The organism is Arthrobacter monumenti (genome assembly GCF_054511255.1).
This window is the reverse complement of sequence record NZ_JBTNCY010000001.1, coordinates 530,361-552,350: the sequence shown is the minus strand read 5'-3', so window position 1 is coordinate 552,350 and position 21,990 is coordinate 530,361. Positions and strand designations below refer to the sequence as shown.

Sequence of the window (21,990 nt, the reverse complement as noted above, 5' to 3'; positions counted from 1 at the left end):
GATGAGCACGCTTAGCGCGCCAAGCGCCCAGGTCGCAGGGGGACAACAGGTCACCGTGCGGGTTCCGGGCAGCAGCGGCAACGTGGGTCCGGGCTTCGACACAATGGGTCTTGCCCTTGGCCTCTACGACACACTGACGGTCACCACCGACGACTCGCCGGAGGCGGCGGGCGCTGTCAGGATCGACGTCGCAGGCGAAGGGGCGGACAGCGTCCCTGCCGACGAAACCCATCTGGTGATGCGGGTGATGATGAAGCTGTGGGAGCAGGCCGGCTGTGCCGCTCCCGGAGTCGCACTGCGGGCCGAAAATGCCATTCCGCATGGCCGTGGCCTGGGATCTTCCGCGGCGGCCATAGTTTCCGGTGCCCTGGCGGCGAATGCGCTGCTTCCCGAATCCGCCCGGCTCAGTGACGAACAAGTGCTGCGGTTGTGTTCGGATCTGGAGGGCCATCCCGACAATGTGGCGCCTTCCCTCAATGGAGGCCTGGCCATTTCGTGGCATGCCGGAACCGGCTACCGCACCATCAAAGTGGACGTCCTGCCCCAGGTGATTCCCGTCGTCGCAATTCCCGCCACCGCGCTGTCCACCGACACGGCGCGGGCATTATTGCCACATTCCGTCTCGCACCAGAGCGCGACAGCCAACTCCGGCCGGACCGCATTGCTGGTGCATGCCCTGACCAAGGATCCGTCCTATCTGCTGGAGGGTACCGAGGACAGCCTGCACCAGGGCTACCGCGCCTCCGCCATGCTTCCCAGCGCCACGCTGATGCAGGGAATGCGCGCCAAGGGTTTCGCGTCGACGATTTCCGGCGCCGGACCAACTGTGTTGACGTTGACGGACGGACCTCGGCAGGCGGAGGCGGCAGCTGCAGAGCTTCTGGAAATGCTGGAATCGTCCGGCACGGCACAAGACTGGCGCGTGAATGAACTGAAAGTTGCCGGTGAAGGTGCTAAAGTGGAAGTGCACCAACGGTAATAACCGTCAGTCATTCTGGAATGAGGGTCTCAACCCGCCACGATCAGATGACCGATCTGAGGTGCCACCTTTCTAGGCCTGTCATGGAATGCGCAACGTTCCGCATGTGCTCTTTGCGCCACTGCAGGCAATCGCCTTCGGCAAGGTGTTTGACGAATCAATCGGCTTTGTTATTCAAACCCGAACTCTGGTGCGCATATCTGACCGGCGCCAGGGCACAATCCGCGATCCTTCTCTAGGATCGCCATCGAGGGGGAAGGGATCCTTCGTGACAGAAACCACTGACCTGACTACAGCAGGTGTGGACAAAGACACTGCCTCGGCTGAGGGCAATAAAAGTAATGGCCTCGCCGGCTTGAAGCTTGCGCAGCTGCAGGCTCTGGCCGGGCAACTCGGCATTACCGGCGGTTCCAGGATGCGCAAGGGCGATCTGGTGACTGCTATTTCCAATCATCAGCGCGGAGGCGCAGTCGCAGACCGCGAGGCGAAGCCGGCCAAGTCCGGCGCAGGCGTCAACGGCACGTCTGAGAGCAACGGCACCGCCGGGAGCGATGGCGGCCAGGGTGGATCTCCGGCCGCCAAGCAGGCGACCGAGGACCAGACTGCCGGCAAGGCTGACCGGGACAAGTCCGGCAAGAGCCAGGACCAGCAGGGTGGAAACGAGTCGGGCGACGGCGGCCAGCGTGCCCCGCGCACCCGGAACCGCAACCGCCGCGCCGGAAGCGATGGCCTCGTTGCCTCGGGCTCCGAGCAGCCCAGCGAGCAGGACACATCCAGCGCCGAAGGCACCGCTGCCGGGAAGTCGACTCCTTCCGAGGGCGACAAGAACGAGGGCGACAAGAACGACGGCGGCAACCGCCGCGGCGGACGCGGCCGCAGCCGTAAGGGTGAGGATCGCGACGGCGCCGAGGCCACTCAGGGCCAGCCAAGCGGGTCGGGCCGTCCGGACGGACAGGGCCAGCCCACACAGGGCCAGCCCACAGAGGGCCAGCCCACAGAGGGCCAGCCCACAGAGGGCGGCACCGACGAGAATAAGCGCGACCGGGACAACCGGGGCCGCGACAACGTCGAGCGCGACAACCGCGATAACAGCGACGGCGGCCGCGACAACCGGGGCAAAAACCGGGATAACGGCGATCGCGACAAGAGCCGCGACGACAACCGGGATAACAACAAGAACCGCGACGACAACCGGGATAACAACAAGAACCGCGACGACAACCGGGATAAGGACCGTAATAAGGACCGGAACCAGGACCGGAACCAGGATCGCAACCGGAACCGGAACGACAATGACGATAACGACGGCCGTGGTGGACGCAACCGTCGCAACCGTAACCGGAATGACCGCAACGACAGGTTCCGCGACCGCAATGACCGCCGCGGACGCCGCAGCCAGGGACCCGAGGTCGATGAGACCGAGGTAACCGAGGACGACGTGCTGCTGCCCGTGGCCGGAATCCTGGACGTGCTGGAGAACTACGCCTTTGTGCGCACCAGCGGCTACCTGCCGGGACCGAACGACGTCTATGTTTCGTTGGCACAGGTAAAGAAGTACAACCTGCGCAAGGGCGACGCCGTCACCGGATCCATCCGTGCACCGCGTGACAACGAGAACCAGGGCGGCAGCAACCGCCAGAAGTTCAATGCGCTGGTCAAGCTCAATACGGTCAACGGCCAGGAGGCCGAAAGCCAGAAGCAGCGGACCGACTTCTCCAAGCTCGTGCCGTTGTACCCCTCCGAGCGCCTGCGCCTGGAGACCGAGCCTAACAAGATCGGCCCCCGCGTTATCGACCTGGTGGCGCCGATCGGCAAGGGCCAGCGTGGCCTGATCGTGTCCCCGCCGAAGGCCGGTAAGACGCTGATCCTGCAGGCAATTGCCAACGCAATCACCGTCAACAACCCTGAGGTCCACCTGATGATGGTCCTGGTGGACGAGCGTCCCGAGGAAGTCACGGACATGCAGCGCACGGTTAAGGGTGAAGTTATTGCTTCGACCTTCGACCGTCCCGCCGACGATCACACGACCGTTGCCGAACTCTCCATCGAGCGCGCCAAGCGCTTGGTGGAAATGGGGATGGACGTCGTCGTACTGCTTGACTCGATGACCCGCCTGGGACGTGCCTACAACCTGGCCGCACCGGCGTCGGGCCGTATTTTGTCCGGTGGTGTGGATTCCGCCGCGCTGTATCCGCCCAAGCGGTTCTTCGGTGCTGCCCGCAACATCGAAAACGGCGGTTCGCTGACGATTCTGGCCACCGCGCTGGTGGAGACCGGGTCCAAGATGGACGAGGTCATCTTCGAAGAGTTCAAGGGCACCGGCAACATGGAACTGCGGCTTTCTCGGTCCCTGGCCGACAAGCGCATCTTCCCGGCCGTGGACGTCAACGCCTCCGGTACCCGCCGCGAGGAGAACCTGCTCTCGCCCGACGAAATCAAGATCATGTGGAAGCTCCGCCGGGTTCTGTCCGGACTCGAGCTGCAGCAGGCTCTTGAACTGCTGACGAACAAGATCAAGGACACCCAGTCCAACGTCGAGTTCCTGATGCAGGTGCAGAAGACAACCCTGGGCTCCAAGAACGACAATTAGCGCCGCTCTCATCGAGGTGGCAGTCGGTGCTGTTATGACCTGTTCATTTCAGCACTGACTGCCGCCTCGTTTGTCGGTTAAATGTCAGTTACAGGCGATGGTGGTCACGGAAGAGGAATAGAAAATGTTTGAGTCAGTACACAACCTGCTGGATGAGCATGCCGAGCTTCAGCTGCAGCTGGCGGATCCGGCGGTGCACGCTGACCAGGCGAAAGCGAAGAAGCTGGGCCGCCGCTATGCGGAGCTGAACGGAATCGTCGACGCGTACAACCGATGGCACGGACTCGAGGATGACCTGGCCGCCGCGAAGGAAATGGCGGATGAGGACCCGGAGTTCGCCGCTGAAGTGCCGGTCCTCGAAGCCGGCCTCGAGGCAGCCCAGGCACGCCTGCACCGCTTGCTGATTCCACGTGATCCCGACGACGGCCGTAATGTCATCATCGAGGTCAAGGCCGGTGAGGGCGGCGACGAGTCTGCTTTGTTCGCCGGAGACCTGCTGCGGATGTATACCCGCTACGCGGAACAGCGCGGCTGGAAGACCGAAATCATTTCCTCCACCGAATCCGATCTGGGCGGCTACAAGGACGTCCAGATGGCGATAAAGGGATCCTCGAACGATCCTGCCGAGGGTGTCTTCGCCCGGCTCAAGTTCGAGGGCGGTGTGCACCGCGTCCAGCGGGTTCCGGTGACGGAATCCCAGGGCCGGATCCACACTTCGGCCGCCGGCGTGCTGGTGCTGCCGGAGGTTGATGAGCCGGAAGAGGTCGACATCAACCAGAACGACCTCAAGATCGACGTCTATCGTTCCTCCGGCCCAGGAGGGCAGTCTGTGAACACCACGGACTCCGCGGTCCGCATTACCCACCTTCCCACCGGCATCGTCGTGGCCATGCAGAACGAGAAGTCGCAGCTGCAGAACCGCGAGGCCGGCATGCGTGTGCTGCGGGCCAGGATCCTGGCCGCCCAGCAGGAGGAACTGGATGCGGCGAACTCGGCGGTCCGCAAGTCGCAGGTCCGGACCATGGACCGCTCCGAGCGGATCCGCACCTACAACTACCCGGAGAACCGGATCGCCGATCACCGCACCGGGTACAAGGCCTACAACCTGGACCAAGTGATGAATGGCGACCTGGAACCGGTCGTGCAGTCCGCCATCGAACTGGATGAGCAGTCGCGGCTGAGTGCGCTGGGCGAGAACGTTTAGGCAGTAATGAGCAACCCCAGCCTGGCCTCTGCGTTGGCCAGCGCCGCCAGCGTGCTGGCAGAGGCCGGAGTGCCCAGCCCCCGGGTTGACGCAGAACTGCTGGCGGCGCACCTGCTTGGTGAGTCCGCCGGCCGGATCCGGGCTTTGGCCTATACCGACGCGACCGCACCCGAAGGGTTTTCCGAACTCGTGGCCGAGCGTGCCCGCCGGGTGCCGCTGCAGCACCTGACCGGCAAGGCGTATTTCCGGCATCTGGAGCTGAGCGTCGGTCCCGGCGTCTTCGTGCCGCGGCCGGAAACCGAGACGGTCGCCCAGTTGGTGATCGACCACTCCGCCGGCCGTCCGCTCAAGATTGTCGATCTGGGCACCGGTTCCGGCGCTATCGCCGGTTCGATCGCCCAGGAAGTTCCGCGGGCTGAGGTTTTCGCTGTCGAACTGAGTCCAATGGCACACGGTTGGGCGGAGCAGAATCTGGCGCCGCTCGGCGTGCGGTTGGAACTGCGGGACCTGCGCACTGCCTTCGAGGAGCACAACGGAACTTTCGACGTCGTCGTCTCCAATCCGCCCTACATCCCGGCACTGGCCGTACCGAACGAACCCGAGGTGGCCGACCACGATCCTGCTGCGGCGTTGTACGGCGGGGGAGAGGACGGGATGGAGTTGCCGCTGGCCGCGGTGGCTGCCGCCGCGCGCCTTCTGAAAGCCGGTGGATACTTCGTGCTGGAACACGCCGAGGTGCAGGCGCAGACGATTTTTGAACGGATGGCAGCGCTCGGAGACTGGGACGCTATAGCGACGCATCCCGACTTGAACGGCCGAGCCAGAGCCACGAGCGCCATCCGGAGGTAATGGACCTGCGCACATTGGCAGGCAAGTGATGAAAGAATGTTCCGGTGAGCACCAGCTATAACTGCACCGAGGAAGACCGGCGAAGTGAAGGTCTGGCGCACGCCCAGCGCGCCATCAGCAACCAGCAGTGCGTTGTGATCCCCACGGACACGGTGTACGGAATTGCAGCCGACGCCTTCTCCGCGCAGGCCGTCGCGACCCTGCTGGCAGCCAAAGGCCGCGGCCGGAACATGCCACCGCCTGTGCTGATCCCGCGGCTCCAGACCATGGACGGCCTGGCCATCGACGTACCCCTTGAAGCGCGCCGCCTTGCCCAGGCTTTCTGGCCAGGTCCGCTGACCCTGATTTTCCATTCACAACCGTCGCTGAGCTGGGACCTGGGGGAGACGCTCGGCACCGTGGCTTTGCGGATGCCCGACGACGGCCTCGCCCTGGATCTGTTGATGCTGACCGGACCGCTTGCCGTGTCGTCCGCGAATCGGACCGGCCATGAGGCTGCCACCACCGCTGCGGAGGCGGAGGAGCAACTGGCGGAATCCGTCGAGGTTTATCTTGAGGACGGGCAACGGCCGATGGAGGGAGCCGAAGACATCCTGCCGTCAACCATTGTGGACGCCACCGGGGAGCAGCTGCGGGTCGTGCGCCAAGGCGCGCTTTCGCTGGCTGAACTTCGTGCCGTGGTGCCGGGGATGCTCGACATCAATGGTGAAGCCGCTCCCGGAATCGACCAAGGCGAAGACCTGCGGGCCGCGGACGGGGACAACGCGACGGCGGACGGGGACGCAGGCGGAGCTGCGGACGGGGACGGCGCGGCCCCAGACAGCGATGCTGTGGCAGGGGACAGGAATCCCGCCGCAGACGACAGCGATGAAGGACCGGTGGCCGGCACTTCATGAGAAATTACATCCTGCTGATGCTGATGGCAGCGGCCGTTTCCTACCTGTGCACGCCGATGGCCCGCAGCTTGGCCCAACGGATGCGGGTGTTCACACCCATCCGTGCCCGTGACGTACACAGCGAGCCGGTCCCGAGGCTCGGCGGGATGGCAATCTTCCTGGCCATCGGGCTGGCGCTGCTGGTGGCCTCCCAGATGACGTTCCTCCGGGGTATCTTCGAGGGATCCCAAGCCATCTGGGGCATCCTTGCCGGTGCCGCCATCGTTACCGTGGTCGGTGTTGCCGACGATGTGTGGGACCTGCACTGGACGCTGAAACTGGCTGGTCAGATCCTTGCGGCATTCACCGTGGCGTGGCTCGGGGTCCGGATTGTGGTGCTTCCGATCGGCGAGCTGGTGGTGGAATCCATACCGTTGCAGTATGTCGTCACCATTTTCCTGATCGTGCTGACGATGAATGCCATCAACTTTGTCGATGGGTTGGACGGCCTCGCCGCTGGCGTGGCAGTCATAGGTGGCGTGGCGTTCTTCGTCACCACCTACTGGGTCACCCGGTTTTCTTTCCCCACCGACTATTCGAACCTCGCGACCCTCATCATGGCGGCGCTGATCGGCGCCTGTGTGGGTTTCCTCCCGCACAACTTCTTTCCGGCGAAGATTTTTATGGGCGATGCCGGTTCCATGCTGATCGGGATATTGCTGGCATCGTCGGCGATCGCAGCCACCACCCAAATAGGCGGCGACATGTTCAACCGGGTCAACGGATTCCCGGCCTTCATGCCGATTCTGCTTCCCTTCGCGGTGATGATGCTGCCGTTGCTCGATCTCGTGCTGGCTGTTGCCCGCCGCACCGCCCGGCGCCGCTCGCCCTTCAGCGCCGACCGGGGACACCTGCACCACAAACTTATCGACGCCGGGTACAGCCATCCGAAAGCGGTCCTGATGATGTACCTGTGGAGCGCGATCATCGCATTCGGCGTTGTGGCATTCGCTTTCTTCCCATGGCAATGGGTGCTGGCCGTGGATGCCGTCGTCGTGGTGGCCGCAGTCGCCGGCACCCTCCACCCCTGGGTCGGACGCCCCGAAGACAAGCAGCCAACGGCCTGAAACACCGATTCTGAGCGCTCTTCTATCTCATGTAGAATTGGCAACGGCCCGGACTCCCGCGCCGTTCCAGCCAGCGAAATCGACGAGTAGGTACCGCAGTGACTGCATCCAACGCCGACGGCGGGACAGACCCCGCGCCGGCGCCCGCAGTTAAAGCTTCCGGACCGACGTCGTCGCCCTGGCTGAAGATCCTTGGCGTCAGCGCGTCGGCCTCGGCCATCGTGTTGCTGGTTGGTGCCGCCGCGGCCTGGCTGCTGACCGGTGGCAACGCCGCACTCAGCGCAGTTCTCGGTGGCGGGCTGGTCATCGTATTTTTCGGTCTCAGCCTGCTCGTGGGCCATTTTGTCGGCCGCAGCAATCCTTCGGGTGCGATCGGCATGTTTGTTGTCACCTATGTCGTCAAGGTAGTGGGATTCGCAGTCGTTCTCTTCGCTCTCGGCCGGCCTCAGTGGCTGGACGGGACATGGTTCTTCGCCGCCGCCGTCGCGACGGTGCTGGTCTGGCAGATAGCCGAAATCGCAGCTTTCTCGAAGACCCGCTACCTGCTCTATGGCGACGCCGACACACAAACGGGAGGTGCCTGATCATGACCGGAAAAACCCCTGCGGAACCACACCGGTCTGCCAAGGACAAACGCGGAGAATCAGGCATTAGCGAAGAGGGACCATACAACGCGGGCCTCGCCGTCTTCAGCTATATCGTTGGCGGGATCATTGTCTGGACTTTGATAGGGTGGGGTCTGGACAATCTGTTTGGAACCGGCTGGATCGTCTTGGCTGGTGCCTTTCTTGGCGCCGCCGGCGGATTCTATCTGGCGTACACCCACGGTCTCACCCGTCAAATAAAGAAAAACAATGACGGCCCGGCCTCCAATGCTGATTCGGCTGAGAGGCCACGCCAGTAATGTCGAACAACTTAAAATATCGGTGCGCTAGCCCTGTGCCCGATCTTGAACTGCCCAACGATGGACACTGCAGAGAGGAAACGCGTTGATCGCGCTTGCGCTCCCCGCCACAACTCAGGATGAGGGCGGATTTGTTGCCCCGACGATTGCGGAAACACATCTGCCTCCGATTTTCTCCATCGGCAGTTTCGACTTCTCCAAGCACACCCTGCTGGTGCTGCTCTCGGTGGTCATCATCGCAGCGTTCTTCATGATTGCAGCCAAGAAGGGTGCCATGGTGCCTTCCAAGATGCAGTTCCTCGGCGAATCCGCTTACGGTTTTGTCCGGAACTCCATCGGCAAGGACATCATCGGTGGCCGGGACTTTATGAAATATGTCCCGCTCCTGTTCTCCATCTTCTTCTTCGTGCTGATCAATAACATTTACGGAGCCATCCCGCTTCTGCAGCTGCCAACGTTCTCGCATGTCGGCGGCGCCTACTTCCTGGCGATTATGGTCTGGTTCATCTGGATCGGCGTCGGCTTCAAGAAACACGGCATCAAATATCTCAAGCTGGCTACGGTTCCCTCCGGTGTTCCTTGGTACCTGCTTCCTCTGATCATTCCGATCGAAATCATCTCCAACTTCCTGGTCCGGCCGATCACGCACAGTCTGCGTTTGTTTGCCACCATGTTGGCCGGCCACCTCATCGTGATGGTCGCCGGTGCAGGTATCGAGTTCCTGGTCACGCAGGAGAACATCCTGTTGCAGGGAACGTCGCTGCTGGTGCTCGCCGGCGCAATCGCCATGTACTTCCTGGAAGCGCTGATCATGGTGCTGCAGGCGTACATCTTCGTACTGCTGACCGCAATTTACATCGAAGGCGCGCTTCACGCCGACGCTCACTAAGAAAAGGCTTCCCCGCCGGGGATGATCCCAAACAACCTGCTGCAGAACGCGGCATCTTGAAAGGAAAACAATGGAAGGCAATCTCAACCTCGTCGGATACGGTCTCTCTGCGATCGGCGGTGGTATCGGTGTCGGTCTCGTCTTCGCCGCTTACATCAATGGCGTAGCCCGTCAGCCCGAGGCGCAGCGTGTGCTGCAGCCCATCGCGTTCCTTGGCCTGGCCCTGACTGAGGCGCTGGCGATCCTCGGCCTGGTCTTCGCGTTCGTGCTTTAGCAGCAACAGGCGAAGCTCAGAACCGAGTAGATAGGACGGATGGAATATGAATGAGGCGATAATCCTCGCAGCTGAGGGCGAGGTCAACCCCATCATTCCCAATATTTGGGAAATCGTAGTGGTGGCAATAGCCTTCGCGATCCTCATGTACATCGTCGTCAAAAAGGTTGTTCCGGCATTCGAGAAAATCTACGCCGAGCGCGCAGAGGCAATCGAAGGCGGCATCGCCAAGGCGGAAGAAGCGCAGGCGGAAGCTACTGCTGCTCTGGAAGAGTACAAGCAGCAGTTGACCGAAGCGCGCACCGAAGCCAACCGGATCCGGGACGAAGCACGCTCCGAAGGCGCACAGATCCTGGCCGATCTCAAAGAGAAGGCAGCCAGCGAATCGGCCCGCATCACCGAGCAGGCCCATGTGCAGATCGAGGCAGAGCGCGCCGCAGCAGTGACGTCGCTGCGCGCTGAAGTCGGCACCCTGGCCACTGAGCTGGCCGGCCGCATTGTCGGCGAGGCCCTGACCGACGACGAGCGTTCCGCACGGGTTGTTGACCGCTTCCTGGCGGACCTTGAATCCGAGAATGCGGGGGCCGCGAAGTAATGGCAGGCGTATCAGGCGAATCTCTGGCTGCGGCACAGGAGCGGTTGGCAACGTTGTTGCCGGCGGCCACCCTCCAGCTGGCTGAGGAGCTTTTCGGTGTCCTCGCGACGCTGGACAGCTCTGCCGGACTGCGCCGGGCACTGACCGATCCTTCCCGCCCGGGCAAGGACAAGGAAGCACTGGCGAAGCAGCTCTTTGGCGGCAAGGTCTCGGCTGATGCCGAAACCGTCATCGCCGGCCTGTCCTCGTCCCGCTGGGCGCGGGCGCGGGACATCGGCGATGCCCTCGAGACACTGGCCGCTACCGTGGCCATCGCCGTCGCCGAACGTGGCGGCAGCGGCGGTCTCAGCGGCTTGGAGCGACTGGAGAACGACCTGTTCGCCTTCAACGAGGTGGTCAACAGCAGTCATGAACTGCAGCGTTCACTGGTTGCGCCGCAGGCGGGCGCTGAAGCGAAAGCCGCACTGGCACTGAAACTCGTGCCGAATGCAGGTGAACCTGCCCGCGTACTCATCCGTCAGGCTGCAACTGATCCCCGTGGGCTCAAACCGACAGCCCTGATCGAGAGGTTCGTGGAACTGGTTGCCGAGCGCCAGGAACGTTGGATTGCCTACGTTACGGTGACAGCTCCGCTGACCCCGGCTCAGATGGAACGTTTGCAGTCAGGGCTGAACCGGCTCTATGACCGCGAACTTAAAATCAACGAAAGCGTTGACCCGCGGCTGGTGGGCGGGGTACGAGTGAAGGTTGGGGACGAAGTCCTCGATTCATCCGTTATTACGCGTCTCGGCGAACTGCGCAGGCAGTTGGCCGGTTAAAACTACAGACTGAACGACCTGCACCCGCAGAACCGCAAGAAATCGGCGGTTATGCCTCAGGTCAGGAAAACCCCCGGTCACCATCAACAACGGTGATCACGAAACAGGAGAGCAGGGACTGCAGATGGCCGAATTGACCATCAACGCCGACGATGTCCGCGACGCGTTGAACGAGTTCGCGGCGTCCTACGAGCCCGGGAACGCCGAGCGCGTAGAGGTCGGCCGCGTGACCACAGCCAGTGACGGTATTGCCCGTGTCGAGGGTCTTCCCTCGGTCATGGCCAACGAGTTGCTGCGCTTCGAAGATGGAACCCTGGGCCTCGCCCAGAACCTTGACGTCCGCGAGATCGGTGTCATCGTCCTCGGTGACTTCACCGGTATCGAAGAAGGCCAGGAAGTTCACCGCACCGGTGAGATCCTCTCGGTCCCCGTCGGTGACGAGTTCCTGGGCCGCGTCGTCGACCCGCTCGGTATGCCGATCGACGGCCGCGGCGAGATCAAGGCCGAGACCACCCGCGCCCTGGAGCTTCAGGCTCCCGGCGTGACCATGCGTAAGTCTGTGCACGAACCGCTGCAGACCGGTTTGAAGGCTATCGACGCCATGATTCCGATCGGTCGTGGACAGCGCCAGCTTCTGATTGGCGACCGCAAGACCGGCAAGACCGCCATCTGCGTTGACACCATCCTGAACCAGAAAGCCAACTGGGAATCCGGCGACGTCAATAAGCAGGTCCGCTGCATCTACGTGGCCGTCGGACAGAAGGCCTCCACCATCGCAGAGGTCCGCCAGACGCTGGAGGACCGCGGCGCGCTGGAATACACCACCATCGTGGCGTCTCCGGCCTCGGACCCGGCTGGCTTCAAGTACCTGGCACCGTACGCCGGTTCGGCCATCGGCCAGCACTGGATGTACGGCGGCAAGCACGTACTGATCATCTTTGATGACCTGTCCAAGCAGGCCGAGGCTTACCGCGCGGTGTCGCTGCTGCTCCGCCGCCCGCCGGGCCGTGAAGCCTACCCGGGTGACGTGTTCTACCTGCACTCCCGCCTGCTGGAACGCTGTGCGAAGCTCTCCGATGAGCTTGGCGGCGGTTCGATGACCGGTCTTCCGCTCATCGAGACCAAGGCCAACGACGTCGGTGCGTTCATTCCGACCAACGTCATCTCCATTACGGACGGGCAGATCTTCCTGCAGTCCGACCTCTTCAACGCCAACCAGCGTCCCGCCGTCGACGTCGGTGTCTCCGTCTCCCGTGTCGGTGGCGCTGCTCAGGTGAAGTCGATGAAGAAGGTCTCCGGTACCTTGAAGCTCGACCTGGCGCAGTACCGCGACATGCAGGCTTTCGCGATGTTCGCATCCGACCTTGACCCCGCCTCGCGTCAGCAGCTGACCCGCGGTGAGCGGCTGATGGAACTGCTCAAGCAGGGCCAGTACAGCCCGTTCCCTGTCGAGGACCAGGTCGTTTCGATCTGGGCCGGCACCAGCGGACACCTCGACGACGTTCCGGTCGAGGATATCCGCCGGTTCGAGTCGGAGTTCCTGGACCACCTGAAGCGCTCCAGTTCGCTGCTGACCACCATCCGCGAATCCGGCAAGCTCGAAGAAGATACGCTCGCGGCCATGAAGGACGCCATCGAAGACTTCAAGCAGGGCTTCTTCGGTGAGGGCGACAGCAAGCTGGTTGCGGCCGGACACGAAGAGCACGATGCGCTCTCCGGGGACGCCGTTGATCAGGAAAAGATCGTTAGGCAGAAGCGCTAGCACAGCCGGTCTTCCCGGTGCCGAAAGCACCGGGAGAGCACAGTAGTTGATTGAGCACGGCGGCCGCGCCGTTGGCGGAGGAAATTTCTCCGGCCACGGCGCGGCACCGGCCAACCGACGGGTATTGAAAGGAAAAGTATGGGAGCCCAGCTTCGGGTCTACCGCCAGAAGATCAACTCGACCAAGTCGATGGGGAAGCTCTTCAAGGCGATGGAACTGATCGCTACCTCGCGCATCAGCAAGGCTCGTTCGCGTGTAGCTGCCTCATTGCCGTACGCCAACGCGATCACCCGCGCAGTGTCCGCGGTTGCTTCGCAGACGGAAATCGATCACCCGCTGACCACCGAGCCGGAGCAGGTTCGCCGTGCCGCCGTGCTGATCATGAGTTCGGACCGCGGTCTGGCAGGAGCCTATTCCACCAGCGTGATCAAGCAGGCGGAGCAGCTCCACGAACTGTTGCGCAGCGAAGGCAAGGAAGTGAAGGCCTACCTGGTCGGCAACAAGGCGGAGCAGTACTATCAGTTCCGTGACCGTCCATTCGAACGGTCCTGGCTGGGAAACACCGACGCGCCCGTTTTCGAGACGGCCCGCGAGATCGGTGCAACGCTCCTGGAAGATTTTGCGACAGCCTACGAGGAAAACGGAGTGGACGAAATCCATATCGTCTACACCCGCTTCCAATCCATGGTGATCCAGGAACCGACCGTGATCCGGTTGCTGCCGCTCGAGGTCGTCGATGAAGAGCCGGAGTCCCCGTCGGAGCTTCTGCCACTGTACGAGTTTGAGCCGGAAACCGAGCAGGTTCTCGACGCACTGCTGCCGCGGTACATCGAATCCCGGATCTTCGCCGCCATGCTCCAGGCCGCAGCCAGCGAGCTGGCAGCACGCCAGAAGGCGATGAAGTCGGCCAGTGACAACGCCGACGACCTGGTGGACAAGTACACGCGACTGTCCAACACCGCACGGCAGGCCGAAATTACGCAGGAGCTCTCGGAGATCGTCGCCGGCGCCGATTCCCTCAGCGCCTCCTGACCGCCCGTGCGGATCCACAGAATCCAATAAACTTAACCCCACGCCATCCCAAGAGTGAAGTGAGAGAGATGACTGCCACAGCAAACGAAGCTGGAGCGACGACGGAGCAGAACCCGAATAACGCAGCCGCTGCCGGCGCCACGGGTCGAATCGCCCGTGTCATTGGCCCTGTTGTTGACGTCGAGTTCCCGGCCGATGCAATCCCGGGCATGTACCACGCCCTGACTGCCGATATCACCCTCAACGGTGAAACCCGTACGGCGACCTTCGAAACGTCCCAGCACCTCGGCGACAACCTGATCCGTGCCATCTCCCTGCAGGCGACCGACGGCCTGGTCCGCGGCACTCCCGTCACGGACACCGGTGCCCCGATCTCGGTTCCGGTCGGCGACGTTGTGAAGGGCCACATCTTCAACGTGCTGGGCGACCCCCTCGACGTTGAGGCCTCTTCACTTGAGATCACCGAGCGCTGGCCGATCCACCGCAAGCCTCCTTCCTTCGACCAGCTCGAGGGCTCCACCCAGATGCTGGAAACCGGCATCAAGAGCATCGACCTTCTCACCCCGTACATCCAGGGTGGAAAGATCGGCCTGTTCGGTGGCGCAGGCGTTGGCAAGACGGTGTTGATTCAGGAAATGATCACCCGTGTGGCCCGTAACTTCGGTGGTACCTCCGTGTTCGCCGGTGTTGGAGAGCGTACCCGTGAGGGCAACGACCTCTGGGTTGAGATGGAAGAGTCCGGCGTCCTGAAGGATACCGCTCTTGTCTTCGGCCAGATGGATGAGCCGCCGGGAACGCGCCTTCGTGTGGCGCTGTCCGCCCTGACCATGGCGGAGTATTTCCGCGATGTTCAGAACCAGGACGTGCTGTTGTTCATCGACAACATCTTCCGCTTTACGCAGGCCGGCCAGGAAGTCTCGACACTGCTGGGCCGTATGCCCTCCGCTGTGGGCTACCAGCCTAACCTTGCCGATGAGATGGGCCTGCTGCAGGAGCGCATTACCTCCACCCGCGGCCACTCCATCACATCGATGCAGGCAGTATACGTCCCTGCGGACGACTACACCGACCCGGCTCCGGCTGCAACCTTCGCGCACCTGGACGCCACCACCGAGCTGTCGCGTGAGATTGCCTCCCGTGGTCTGTACCCGGCGATCGATCCGCTGACCTCGACGTCACGCATCCTTGACCCGCAGTACGTTGGCCAGGAGCACTATGACACGGCCGTGCGGGTGAAGCAGATCCTGCAGAAGAACAAGGAACTTCAGGACATCATCGCGATCCTCGGTGTCGACGAGCTATCCGAAGAGGACAAGATTGTCGTCTCGCGGGCCCGCCGGATCCAGCAGTTCCTGTCGCAGAACACCTACACCGCCATCCAGTTCACCGGCGTCGAAGGCTCGACCGTTCCGATCAAGGACACTGTCGAGAGCTTCAAGGCGATCTGCGACGGAGACGTCGACCACATCGCCGAGCAGGCCTTCTTCAACATCGGCGGCATGGATGACGTGGAGCGCGCCTGGGCCAGGATCCAGGAGCAGACAAAATAGCCATGGCGGACAGAGCTGAACTCGAAGTAGAGATTGTTGCGGCGGACCACTTTGTGTGGTCCGGGGCGGCGACGATGGTCAAGGGACGCACCACCGACGGCGAGATCGGGATCCTTCCCGGTCACTCGCCGGTGTTGGCGGTACTGGCCGAAGGAGAGCTCGCCATCGAACCCGTCAGCGGCTCGCGCATCAGCGTGCAGGTCGACGGAGGATTCTTCTCAGTGGACAGCAACCGCGTGGTGATTGTGGCCGACAACGCCCAGGTTGCCGATTCCGCTAGTGCAGGGACCCGATAGCAACACCTTGATGGACGGACCAAGCATTGCGTTCATCGCGCCGGCAGCAGTGATCCTGCTGTTTGCGTTTACATTATTTGCCCTCGGGCTGCGCCGCTATCAATTGCAACGCGAACTCGGGACTTTCGACGCCTCCATTTGTAAGCTGCCCGCCAGCTGGCAAATGGGGGTTTGTCGTTATACGGATAAACACCTTGAGTGGCTGCGATTGTTTTCGCTCAGTCCACGGCCGAAACACCGGTTTGTCCGCAGTTCGCTTGAGCTCAATGGTTGGCGTAAACCGACCGAATCCGAACGGTCGAAGATCCAGCCCGGCGCGATTATCGTGAACTTGAGTTACCGCGGCGAGGAAGTGCTCCTCGCTATGAATTATGAGGCCTACACCGGGTTGTCCTCCTGGCTGGAAGCCGGACCCGTGATCGGTATCGGAACCTGGCGCTGATCCGCCAGCCTCTTGAGTCCGCCCCAACAATTCACCCGCTCCAGGAGAGGCAGTATGGAAGACGTCGTCGTAGTTCACGGCCCCAGCCGCCTTGCCGGCACCGTAACCGTCCCGGGAGCCAAAAACAGCGTTCTCAAGCTGATGGCCGCAGCTCTGCTGGCACAAGGCGAAACGACAATAACCAATGTGCCGGACATCCAGGATGTCTGGATCATGTCCGACCTCCTGCGCCGCCTCGGCTGCGGGGTAACCTACGACGTCGGCTCAGCCACCGTGGCCATCGATGTTCCCGCAGAGCTCAAGCACCAGGCCGATTACGATCTGGTCCGTGCCATGCGGGCCTCGATCTCCGTGCTGGGACCGCTCATTGCCCGCTGCCATGTCGCCGAGGTCGCACTTCCCGGCGGCGACGCCATCGGTTCGCGCGGACTCGACATGCACCGAGCGGGACTTGAGCGGATGGGCGCGCGGATCGTCATCGAGCACGGCTATCTCACGGCACGCGTCCCCGGCGGTCTTTATGGGGCACTGCACAGCTTCGACTTTCCCTCCGTCGGAGCCACCGAGAACCTGATGATGGCCGCCACCCTTGCCGAGGGTGAAACGGTGATCGAGAATGCGGCCAGGGAACCGGAAATCACGGACATAGCGCGGATGCTGCTGTCAATGGGAGCGAAGATCGAAGGCGTCGGCTCCAGCACACTGACGATTACCGGCGTCGAACGCCTCGAACCCACGGTACACCGGGTTGTTCCGGATCGTATTGTTGCCGGGACGTGGGCCTTCGCCGCGGCCATCACCGGCGGAAGCATTGAAGTGCGGGGCGCCGAACCGGACCATATGGGCGTCGTCCTGGACAAGCTCAGCCAGGCTGGCAGCCGGGTCACCTTCCAACCGGACGGATTCAGGATCACGGCCCCGGAGCGGCCGCAGCCAATCAATGTTTCCACCCTCCCGTACCCCGGGTTCCCTACGGATCTGCAGCCCTTCGTAGTGGCGCTGAATGCCGTGGCCACGGGATCGGGAATGGTGACAGAGAACGTGTTTGAGGCCAGATGGGGGTTCACCTCGGAACTGGCCAGGCTCGGTGCAGTGGTGCGGCTGGACGGCCACCACGCGCTTGTCACGGGCATTGAGCGGTTATCCGGCGCCCCGGTGGAAGCCAATGACATCCGGGCCGGTGCTGCCCTGGTGATTGCCGCCATGGTTGCCGACGGGGTCACCGAGGTCAGCGGCGCCGCCCATATCGACCGCGGCTACGAAGGTTTTGTCGAACAACTCCAGGCCCTCGGCGGATTGATTGAACGGCGGCCGGCGGCCCGGGAAGCTGGCCAGGAGCAGGGCTCGCTGAAGAACTGACCCGTAACGCACAAATCCCCCGTCTCCGGAAGAGACGGGGGATTTGTTTACGAATTATGCCGGCCGGAGCCGGCGGCATCCGCGAAAGATTAGACGAGGGTAACGCCCGTTGCCTGCGGCCCCTTGGCGCCCTGGCCGATTTCGAAGTTCACGCGCTGATTCTCGTCCAGCGTCTTGAACCCACCAACCTGGATTTCAGAGTAGTGCACGAAAACATCGCCGTCCGAGTCGTCCGGGGTGATGAAGCCGAAGCCCTTTTCAGCATTGAACCATTTGACGGTTCCCTGAGCCATTTATTTCTCCTCTTAATGGAACTTTATTACCCAACACACTTCGCGCTGGGCGGGGTTACTTCGCGGGAAGTTCCTACCAGATCCGCGAGTAACGGTTCCTGCGAGGAGCTTCACGCTCGCAACTTTGTCTTGCGAGCATGAAAAACACGTACACAAAGACTTTCTTAAGCATGGCATGCACCCTAGGACAGGTCAACGGGCATTCATATGATTCATCTGTTTGTTAAGAAGATTATGCTGTTTCTTTTCAATTGCGGCCGCTTTATCGCAGCGTAAAGCCATTCCCCTGCGCTAATGGTTCAAGCCATTCGCCATTGCGCAATACATTTAACAGTTCCCAGTTCCGGGAAACGACGATCGCATCGGCGCGGTAACCTTCCCTGAGCTTGCCGGCATCGTTGCCCAGTCCCATGGCGGTGGCGGGAACTTCGGTGGCCGCAGTAACGGCATCGGTCAATGGCACACCCGCATCGACACAGTTCCGGAGCACCTGCAGCATGGTTGCAGTTCCGCCGGCGATTGAGCCGGTGCTGTCCAAGGTTGCAACGCCGTCGCGGACGGTCACTGCGGAAGGGCCGAGCGTGTAGGTGCCGTCGCTGAGGCCGGCGGCCGCCATGGAATCGGTAATCAGGGCGATATTGCCGGCACCAACCAGTTCGAAAACACTCAAGACGGTCTGTGGCGCCAAGTGCACATTGTCGGTAATCATTTCGACGACGGCGTTGCCCGCCTTGGCGACGCGCAGACAGGCTGGAACCGGGCCGGGGGACCGGTGGTGCATCGGCGGCATGCCGTTGAACAAGTGAGTCACGGTGGGACGTGCTGCAATGGAGGCGGAGTCGAGGGCCGCCAGCGCAGCTGCCAATGAGGCAGCAGCAGTTTCGGCGTCGCTGTCCGTGTGGCCCAGCGAGGGCAGCACACCTGCAGCCGCCAAAGTGCTGACGAGGTCGTCCGCGCCCGGCAATTCCGGGGCGTAGGTCATGGACTTCAATGTTCCGGCGGCCGCGTTTACAAGTTCCGCTGCGAGCTCCAGATCTGGTTCCAGCAGCCACTGCGGGTTCTGGGCACCGCAGCGGGCGTGGGACAGGAAAGGACCCTCCAAATGGATGCCGGAAACAAGTTGTTCATCCACCAGCCGGCGGAGCGTTGAGATGCCCTTCAGCAAGTCCGTTGGCGAGGCCGTGACCATGCTGGCGAGCAAAGTCGTCGTCCCGCTGCGGTGCAGGAAGTCGATGGCCGATCTGGCCTGCTGATCATCGCCGGAGGAAAAATCGCCGCCGTTGCCGCCATGGCAATGGAGGTCTACCAGCCCGGGCAGGATCATCGAATCTTCAGGGACTTCCGGACCGCGGATCCAGCCGCCGTCGTCATGGCCTGCGGCAGCGCGCAGGTCCGACGCTGCGCCGGCGTAGATGATGCGTCCATCCTCAAAGGCGAGCGCGCCGTCGTCGATGACCTGGCCGCCCGAAACTATCCGGCCGGTGATGAACTCTCTGCTGAGGGCGTGGGTCATAAACCGAGTCTATGCCGGTTCAGAACAGCCGGGAGTCGCTGTCGTCGACGCCGCGCATGGCGTCATAGTCGAGTGTCAGGCAGCTGATCCCGCGGTCCTTCGCCAGCACCTTGGCCTGCGGTTTGATCTGCTGGGCGGCGAATACGCCACGTACCGGTGCCATCAGAGGATCGCGGTTGAGCAGTTCCAGATAGCGGGTGAGTTGTTCGACGCCGTCGATGTCGCCGCGCCGCTTCAGCTCGATGGCCACGGTGGCACCGTCGGCATCGCGGGCGAGGATATCCACCGGTCCAATCGCGGTCATGTATTCGCGGCGGACCAGGGTGTAGCCGGGGCCCAGAGTGGTGATCTGCTCGGCGAGCAACCGCTGCAGATCGGACTCCACGCCGTCCTTGACGAGTCCGGGATCGACGCCGAGTTCGTGTTCGGAGTCGTGCTGGAGTTCATGGATGTTGATCACCAGGCGGTCGTCGCTTTTGGAGCTTTGGACCGTCCAGACTTCGCTGACGCCTTGCCCCGCGGCGGCTTCCTCCGGTTCGGCCGTCCGCACCGTGGCCGGTGGGCTCATCCAGTTCAGCGGCTTATATGAACCGCCGTCGGAATGCACCAAAACGGAACCGTCCGCCTTCATGAGCAGCAGCCGCGTGGCCAGGGGCAGGTGGGCCCGGAGGCGGCCAATGTAGTCAACAGAGCATTGGGCAATCACTAATCGCACATTTGCACTTTACCGTCTCCAGATGGGACGTGGCGCGCCGCGCCGTTTCTGCCGGCGAATGCCCACTGCGGCACAATGGAAACATGCCACGTTCCAACCGCCCCCGCCGTCAGAGCGGTGCAGGTCGGAGCAAATACCAGAAGGAACCGGTCGAACTCGATACGGAGGGGGTCCGTTTCGGCTTCGGCCGCCGCGAGGATGCCCCGGACGGGTTGTGGATGGTCCGCCCGATCCGGCCCTCGAATGCCGTCAAGGAATACAGCTGCCCCGGATGCGGCCAGCCAATCCGGCCCGGCGTAGCCCATCTGGTTGTCTGGCAGGAGGATTCCCTGCTGGGTGCAGAGGCGGCCGTCACCGACCGCCGGCATTGGCACAGCCGTTGCTGGCAGAGCCGGACCTACCGCCGCCGCTGATCATCCACGGGGGCGGCTGGTTATCTGTGTCGAGGGCCAGCGCCGGTGGAGACAGGTGGCGACTGGGCCTAGTGCCGGTCCTGGCGTGCGATATAGAGCTCTTGGAGCAACAGCATGATGGCCGCCGCCGTCGGAATCGCCATCAAAGCACCGAGCACACCCAACAGGCTGCCGCCGGCGATCACGGCGATCACGGCCACAGCCCCCGGCACCGCCACAGCCTTTTGCATGATCCGCGGGGAGATGAAGTAGGCCTCGAACTGCAAGTAGGCAAAGTAGAAGATGGCGTAGAGCACTGCCGTCTGCCAGTCGACCGTGAGCGCGATCAGCGAGACAAAGATCCCCGCAATCATGCCGCCCACGAGCGGAACGAACGCCAGCAGTGCTACGACGAACGCCAGCAGCGCGGAAAAAGGAACATCCAGGATGGACATCACGATGAAGGCGAAGGTGGCGTTCAGGACCGCCACGCAGGCCTGCCCGACCACGTAGTTGCCAACACTGCGGGTGATGGCCTCGGACAGCAGCTCCACGCGTTTCCGCCGGCTTCGCGGCGCGAGCCGGTAGCCCCAGCGCTTCATGGCAGGAAGTGAGGACAGGAAGTAGAGGGTCAGCACCAGGACGATCAGGGTCCCGAAGAGGCTGTTGACGATGACCTGGCCGACGTTGACCACGCCGCCGAAGATGCCTCCGATGGACTCGGAGTCCCGGAAGAAACTCTCCACCTCCTCGACCACCCGGTCCCGGACCTGGAATTCCTGGTTGATGGTGACGAAGAAAGGGGAATCCAGGAAATCCTGGGTGAAGCCCGGCGCCCGATTAATAAGCTGCGTGGTCTGGGTGACGATGGTGGGAATCAACGTACCGATGAAGGCGGCGGCGATACCCGCCAGCAACAGCAGCGAAATCAGGATGCCGGCCGGGCGGGGGATCTGCCGTTTTTCCAGCCACCGTACAACCGGATCGAGTCCCAGGGAGATAAACAGCGCGGCGGCGATCCATCCCAGCAATTGACCAACATTGGTGATGATGTAATACATCAGCAGGGCAAAGCCGACGCCGACCGTTCCCATGAAACCGAAATAGATCGGATTCCGGGTGGAAAGCCTCGGTCCTGGCACTCCGAACCGTGATCCCGACCGCCGCTCTTGCTCCTCGGTGTCGTGCCCGCCTTCGCCCGGCGGTTGATCTCCGGAACCCTGGAAATCGTCGTCGTCCGGTTCCGGCGGCAGTTGGTAGTGCAGCCGCGGTTGTGCGCCTGGCAGCGGCTGGCGCACCCTGGCCATCAGTTTCCTCAGGACGGCGCGGCGCCCGCTGGCCGGCTCCGGGACAGGGGCAGTGCCGGTGGTGCCGTCCGGTTGCCGCTGAGGCTCCGGGGGCTGCTCCTGCTCGCTCGTCACGGTATATTCGCTGCTTTCACTGGATTCTGTATATCCGCTGTGCGTATCTAGCGAAACATTATCAGCCGGCGGGTACGGATTCCGGAAGGTCCGGTGCTTCGGACGGAACAG

Annotated in this window: 23 protein-coding genes; 19 read left to right on the top strand and 4 right to left on the bottom strand. The window is 62.5% G+C overall.

Translation table 11 applies throughout. The features are described from left to right. The first annotated feature begins 1 nt into the window (after position 1). The 18 genes from thrB (at position 2) to murA (ending at position 17,545) form a co-directional block, all read left to right on the top strand. A complete protein-coding gene (thrB, locus tag ACX80B_RS02645; RefSeq protein WP_459292725.1) occupies positions 2-979 on the top strand; it encodes a homoserine kinase in 978 nt (325 codons plus the stop codon). Positions 980-1,247: 268 nt separating this feature from the next. Continuing rightward, positions 1,248-3,569, top strand: a complete 2,322-nt coding sequence (gene rho / locus ACX80B_RS02640; protein ID WP_459292723.1) for a transcription termination factor Rho — start codon at positions 1,248-1,250, stop codon at positions 3,567-3,569. Positions 3,570-3,693: 124 nt separating this feature from the next. Next, on the top strand, positions 3,694-4,773 hold the full coding sequence (prfA, locus tag ACX80B_RS02635; RefSeq protein ID WP_459292721.1) for a peptide chain release factor 1: 1,080 nt from the start codon (positions 3,694-3,696) through the stop codon (positions 4,771-4,773). 6 nt (positions 4,774-4,779) lie between these two features. Then, the gene (gene prmC, locus ACX80B_RS02630) at positions 4,780-5,622 is read left to right on the top strand and encodes a peptide chain release factor N(5)-glutamine methyltransferase (RefSeq protein WP_459292719.1); all 843 of its coding nucleotides are present in this window, start codon (positions 4,780-4,782) and stop codon (positions 5,620-5,622) included. A gap of 44 nt (positions 5,623-5,666) precedes the next feature. Then, on the top strand, positions 5,667-6,518 hold the full coding sequence (locus ACX80B_RS02625) for an L-threonylcarbamoyladenylate synthase (RefSeq protein WP_459292717.1): 852 nt from the start codon (positions 5,667-5,669) through the stop codon (positions 6,516-6,518). Next, entirely contained in the window at positions 6,515-7,624 is a 1,110-nt protein-coding gene (locus tag ACX80B_RS02620) for an MraY family glycosyltransferase (RefSeq protein ID WP_459292715.1), read from the top strand. The genes ACX80B_RS02625 and ACX80B_RS02620 overlap by 4 nt, the downstream gene beginning before the upstream one ends. Positions 7,625-7,722: 98 nt before the next feature. Then, the gene (locus ACX80B_RS02615) at positions 7,723-8,208 is read left to right on the top strand and encodes a hypothetical protein (protein ID WP_459292713.1); all 486 of its coding nucleotides are present in this window, start codon (positions 7,723-7,725) and stop codon (positions 8,206-8,208) included. Positions 8,209-8,210: 2 nt separating this feature from the next. Beyond that, on the top strand, positions 8,211-8,528 hold the full coding sequence (locus tag ACX80B_RS02610; protein WP_459292711.1) for an AtpZ/AtpI family protein: 318 nt from the start codon (positions 8,211-8,213) through the stop codon (positions 8,526-8,528). Positions 8,529-8,613: 85 nt separating this feature from the next. Continuing rightward, complete coding sequence (gene atpB / locus ACX80B_RS02605; protein WP_459292709.1) at positions 8,614-9,417, top strand: F0F1 ATP synthase subunit A; 804 nt, start codon at positions 8,614-8,616, stop codon at positions 9,415-9,417. Between the two features lie 70 nt (positions 9,418-9,487). Next, a complete protein-coding gene (gene atpE / locus ACX80B_RS02600; protein WP_009356484.1) occupies positions 9,488-9,691 on the top strand; it encodes an ATP synthase F0 subunit C in 204 nt (67 codons plus the stop codon). Between the two features lie 46 nt (positions 9,692-9,737). Beyond that, on the top strand, positions 9,738-10,286 hold the full coding sequence (locus ACX80B_RS02595; RefSeq protein ID WP_026534988.1) for a F0F1 ATP synthase subunit B: 549 nt from the start codon (positions 9,738-9,740) through the stop codon (positions 10,284-10,286). Beyond that, the gene (locus ACX80B_RS02590; protein WP_459292706.1) at positions 10,286-11,104 is read left to right on the top strand and encodes a F0F1 ATP synthase subunit delta; all 819 of its coding nucleotides are present in this window, start codon (positions 10,286-10,288) and stop codon (positions 11,102-11,104) included. The genes ACX80B_RS02595 and ACX80B_RS02590 overlap by 1 nt, the downstream gene beginning before the upstream one ends. A 124-nt stretch (positions 11,105-11,228) precedes the next feature. After that, positions 11,229-12,866: a F0F1 ATP synthase subunit alpha gene (atpA, locus tag ACX80B_RS02585; RefSeq protein WP_459292704.1), complete on the top strand. Its 1,638-nt coding sequence runs from the start codon at positions 11,229-11,231 to the stop codon at positions 12,864-12,866. Positions 12,867-13,004: 138 nt separating this feature from the next. Next, positions 13,005-13,898, top strand: coding sequence for a F0F1 ATP synthase subunit gamma (locus tag ACX80B_RS02580; RefSeq protein ID WP_459292702.1), 894 nt, complete (start codon positions 13,005-13,007; stop codon positions 13,896-13,898). Between the two features lie 68 nt (positions 13,899-13,966). Continuing rightward, positions 13,967-15,448 carry a F0F1 ATP synthase subunit beta gene (atpD, locus tag ACX80B_RS02575; RefSeq protein WP_459292700.1) on the top strand — a complete coding sequence of 494 codons (1,482 nt, stop codon included), beginning with the start codon at positions 13,967-13,969 and terminating at the stop codon, positions 15,446-15,448. A gap of 2 nt (positions 15,449-15,450) precedes the next feature. Next, positions 15,451-15,744 (top strand): F0F1 ATP synthase subunit epsilon, encoded by a 294-nt coding sequence (locus ACX80B_RS02570; RefSeq protein ID WP_459292698.1) that lies wholly within the window; start codon positions 15,451-15,453, stop codon positions 15,742-15,744. Between the two features lie 10 nt (positions 15,745-15,754). Next, positions 15,755-16,186 carry a DUF2550 domain-containing protein gene (locus ACX80B_RS02565; protein ID WP_459292696.1) on the top strand — a complete coding sequence of 144 codons (432 nt, stop codon included), beginning with the start codon at positions 15,755-15,757 and terminating at the stop codon, positions 16,184-16,186. A 54-nt stretch (positions 16,187-16,240) separates the two neighbouring features. Beyond that, on the top strand, positions 16,241-17,545 hold the full coding sequence (gene murA / locus ACX80B_RS02560; RefSeq protein ID WP_459292694.1) for a UDP-N-acetylglucosamine 1-carboxyvinyltransferase: 1,305 nt from the start codon (positions 16,241-16,243) through the stop codon (positions 17,543-17,545). Positions 17,546-17,634: 89 nt separating this feature from the next. On the opposite strand, the gene ACX80B_RS02555 is transcribed toward murA, so the two are convergent. The 3 genes from ACX80B_RS02555 to nucS all read right to left on the bottom strand — a co-directional run bounded on the left by ACX80B_RS02555 (position 17,635) and on the right by nucS (position 20,066). Beyond that, positions 17,635-17,838, bottom strand: a complete 204-nt coding sequence (locus ACX80B_RS02555) for a cold-shock protein (RefSeq protein WP_026534981.1) — start codon at positions 17,836-17,838, stop codon at positions 17,635-17,637. Between the two features lie 262 nt (positions 17,839-18,100). After that, entirely contained in the window at positions 18,101-19,351 is a 1,251-nt protein-coding gene (locus ACX80B_RS02550; RefSeq protein WP_459292691.1) for an N-acetylglucosamine-6-phosphate deacetylase, read from the bottom strand. 19 nt (positions 19,352-19,370) lie between these two features. Beyond that, on the bottom strand, positions 19,371-20,066 hold the full coding sequence (gene nucS, locus ACX80B_RS02545; protein ID WP_459292689.1) for an endonuclease NucS: 696 nt from the start codon (positions 20,064-20,066) through the stop codon (positions 19,371-19,373). An 83-nt stretch (positions 20,067-20,149) separates the two neighbouring features. On the opposite strand from nucS, the gene ACX80B_RS02540 reads away from it, so the two are divergent. Then, positions 20,150-20,479, top strand: coding sequence for a hypothetical protein (locus ACX80B_RS02540; protein WP_459292687.1), 330 nt, complete (start codon positions 20,150-20,152; stop codon positions 20,477-20,479). 68 nt (positions 20,480-20,547) lie between these two features. Here ACX80B_RS02540 and ACX80B_RS02535 read toward each other — a convergent pair whose 3' ends face one another. Then, positions 20,548-21,879, bottom strand: a complete 1,332-nt coding sequence (locus ACX80B_RS02535; protein ID WP_459292685.1) for an AI-2E family transporter — start codon at positions 21,877-21,879, stop codon at positions 20,548-20,550. Positions 21,880-21,990 lie beyond the last annotated feature (111 nt).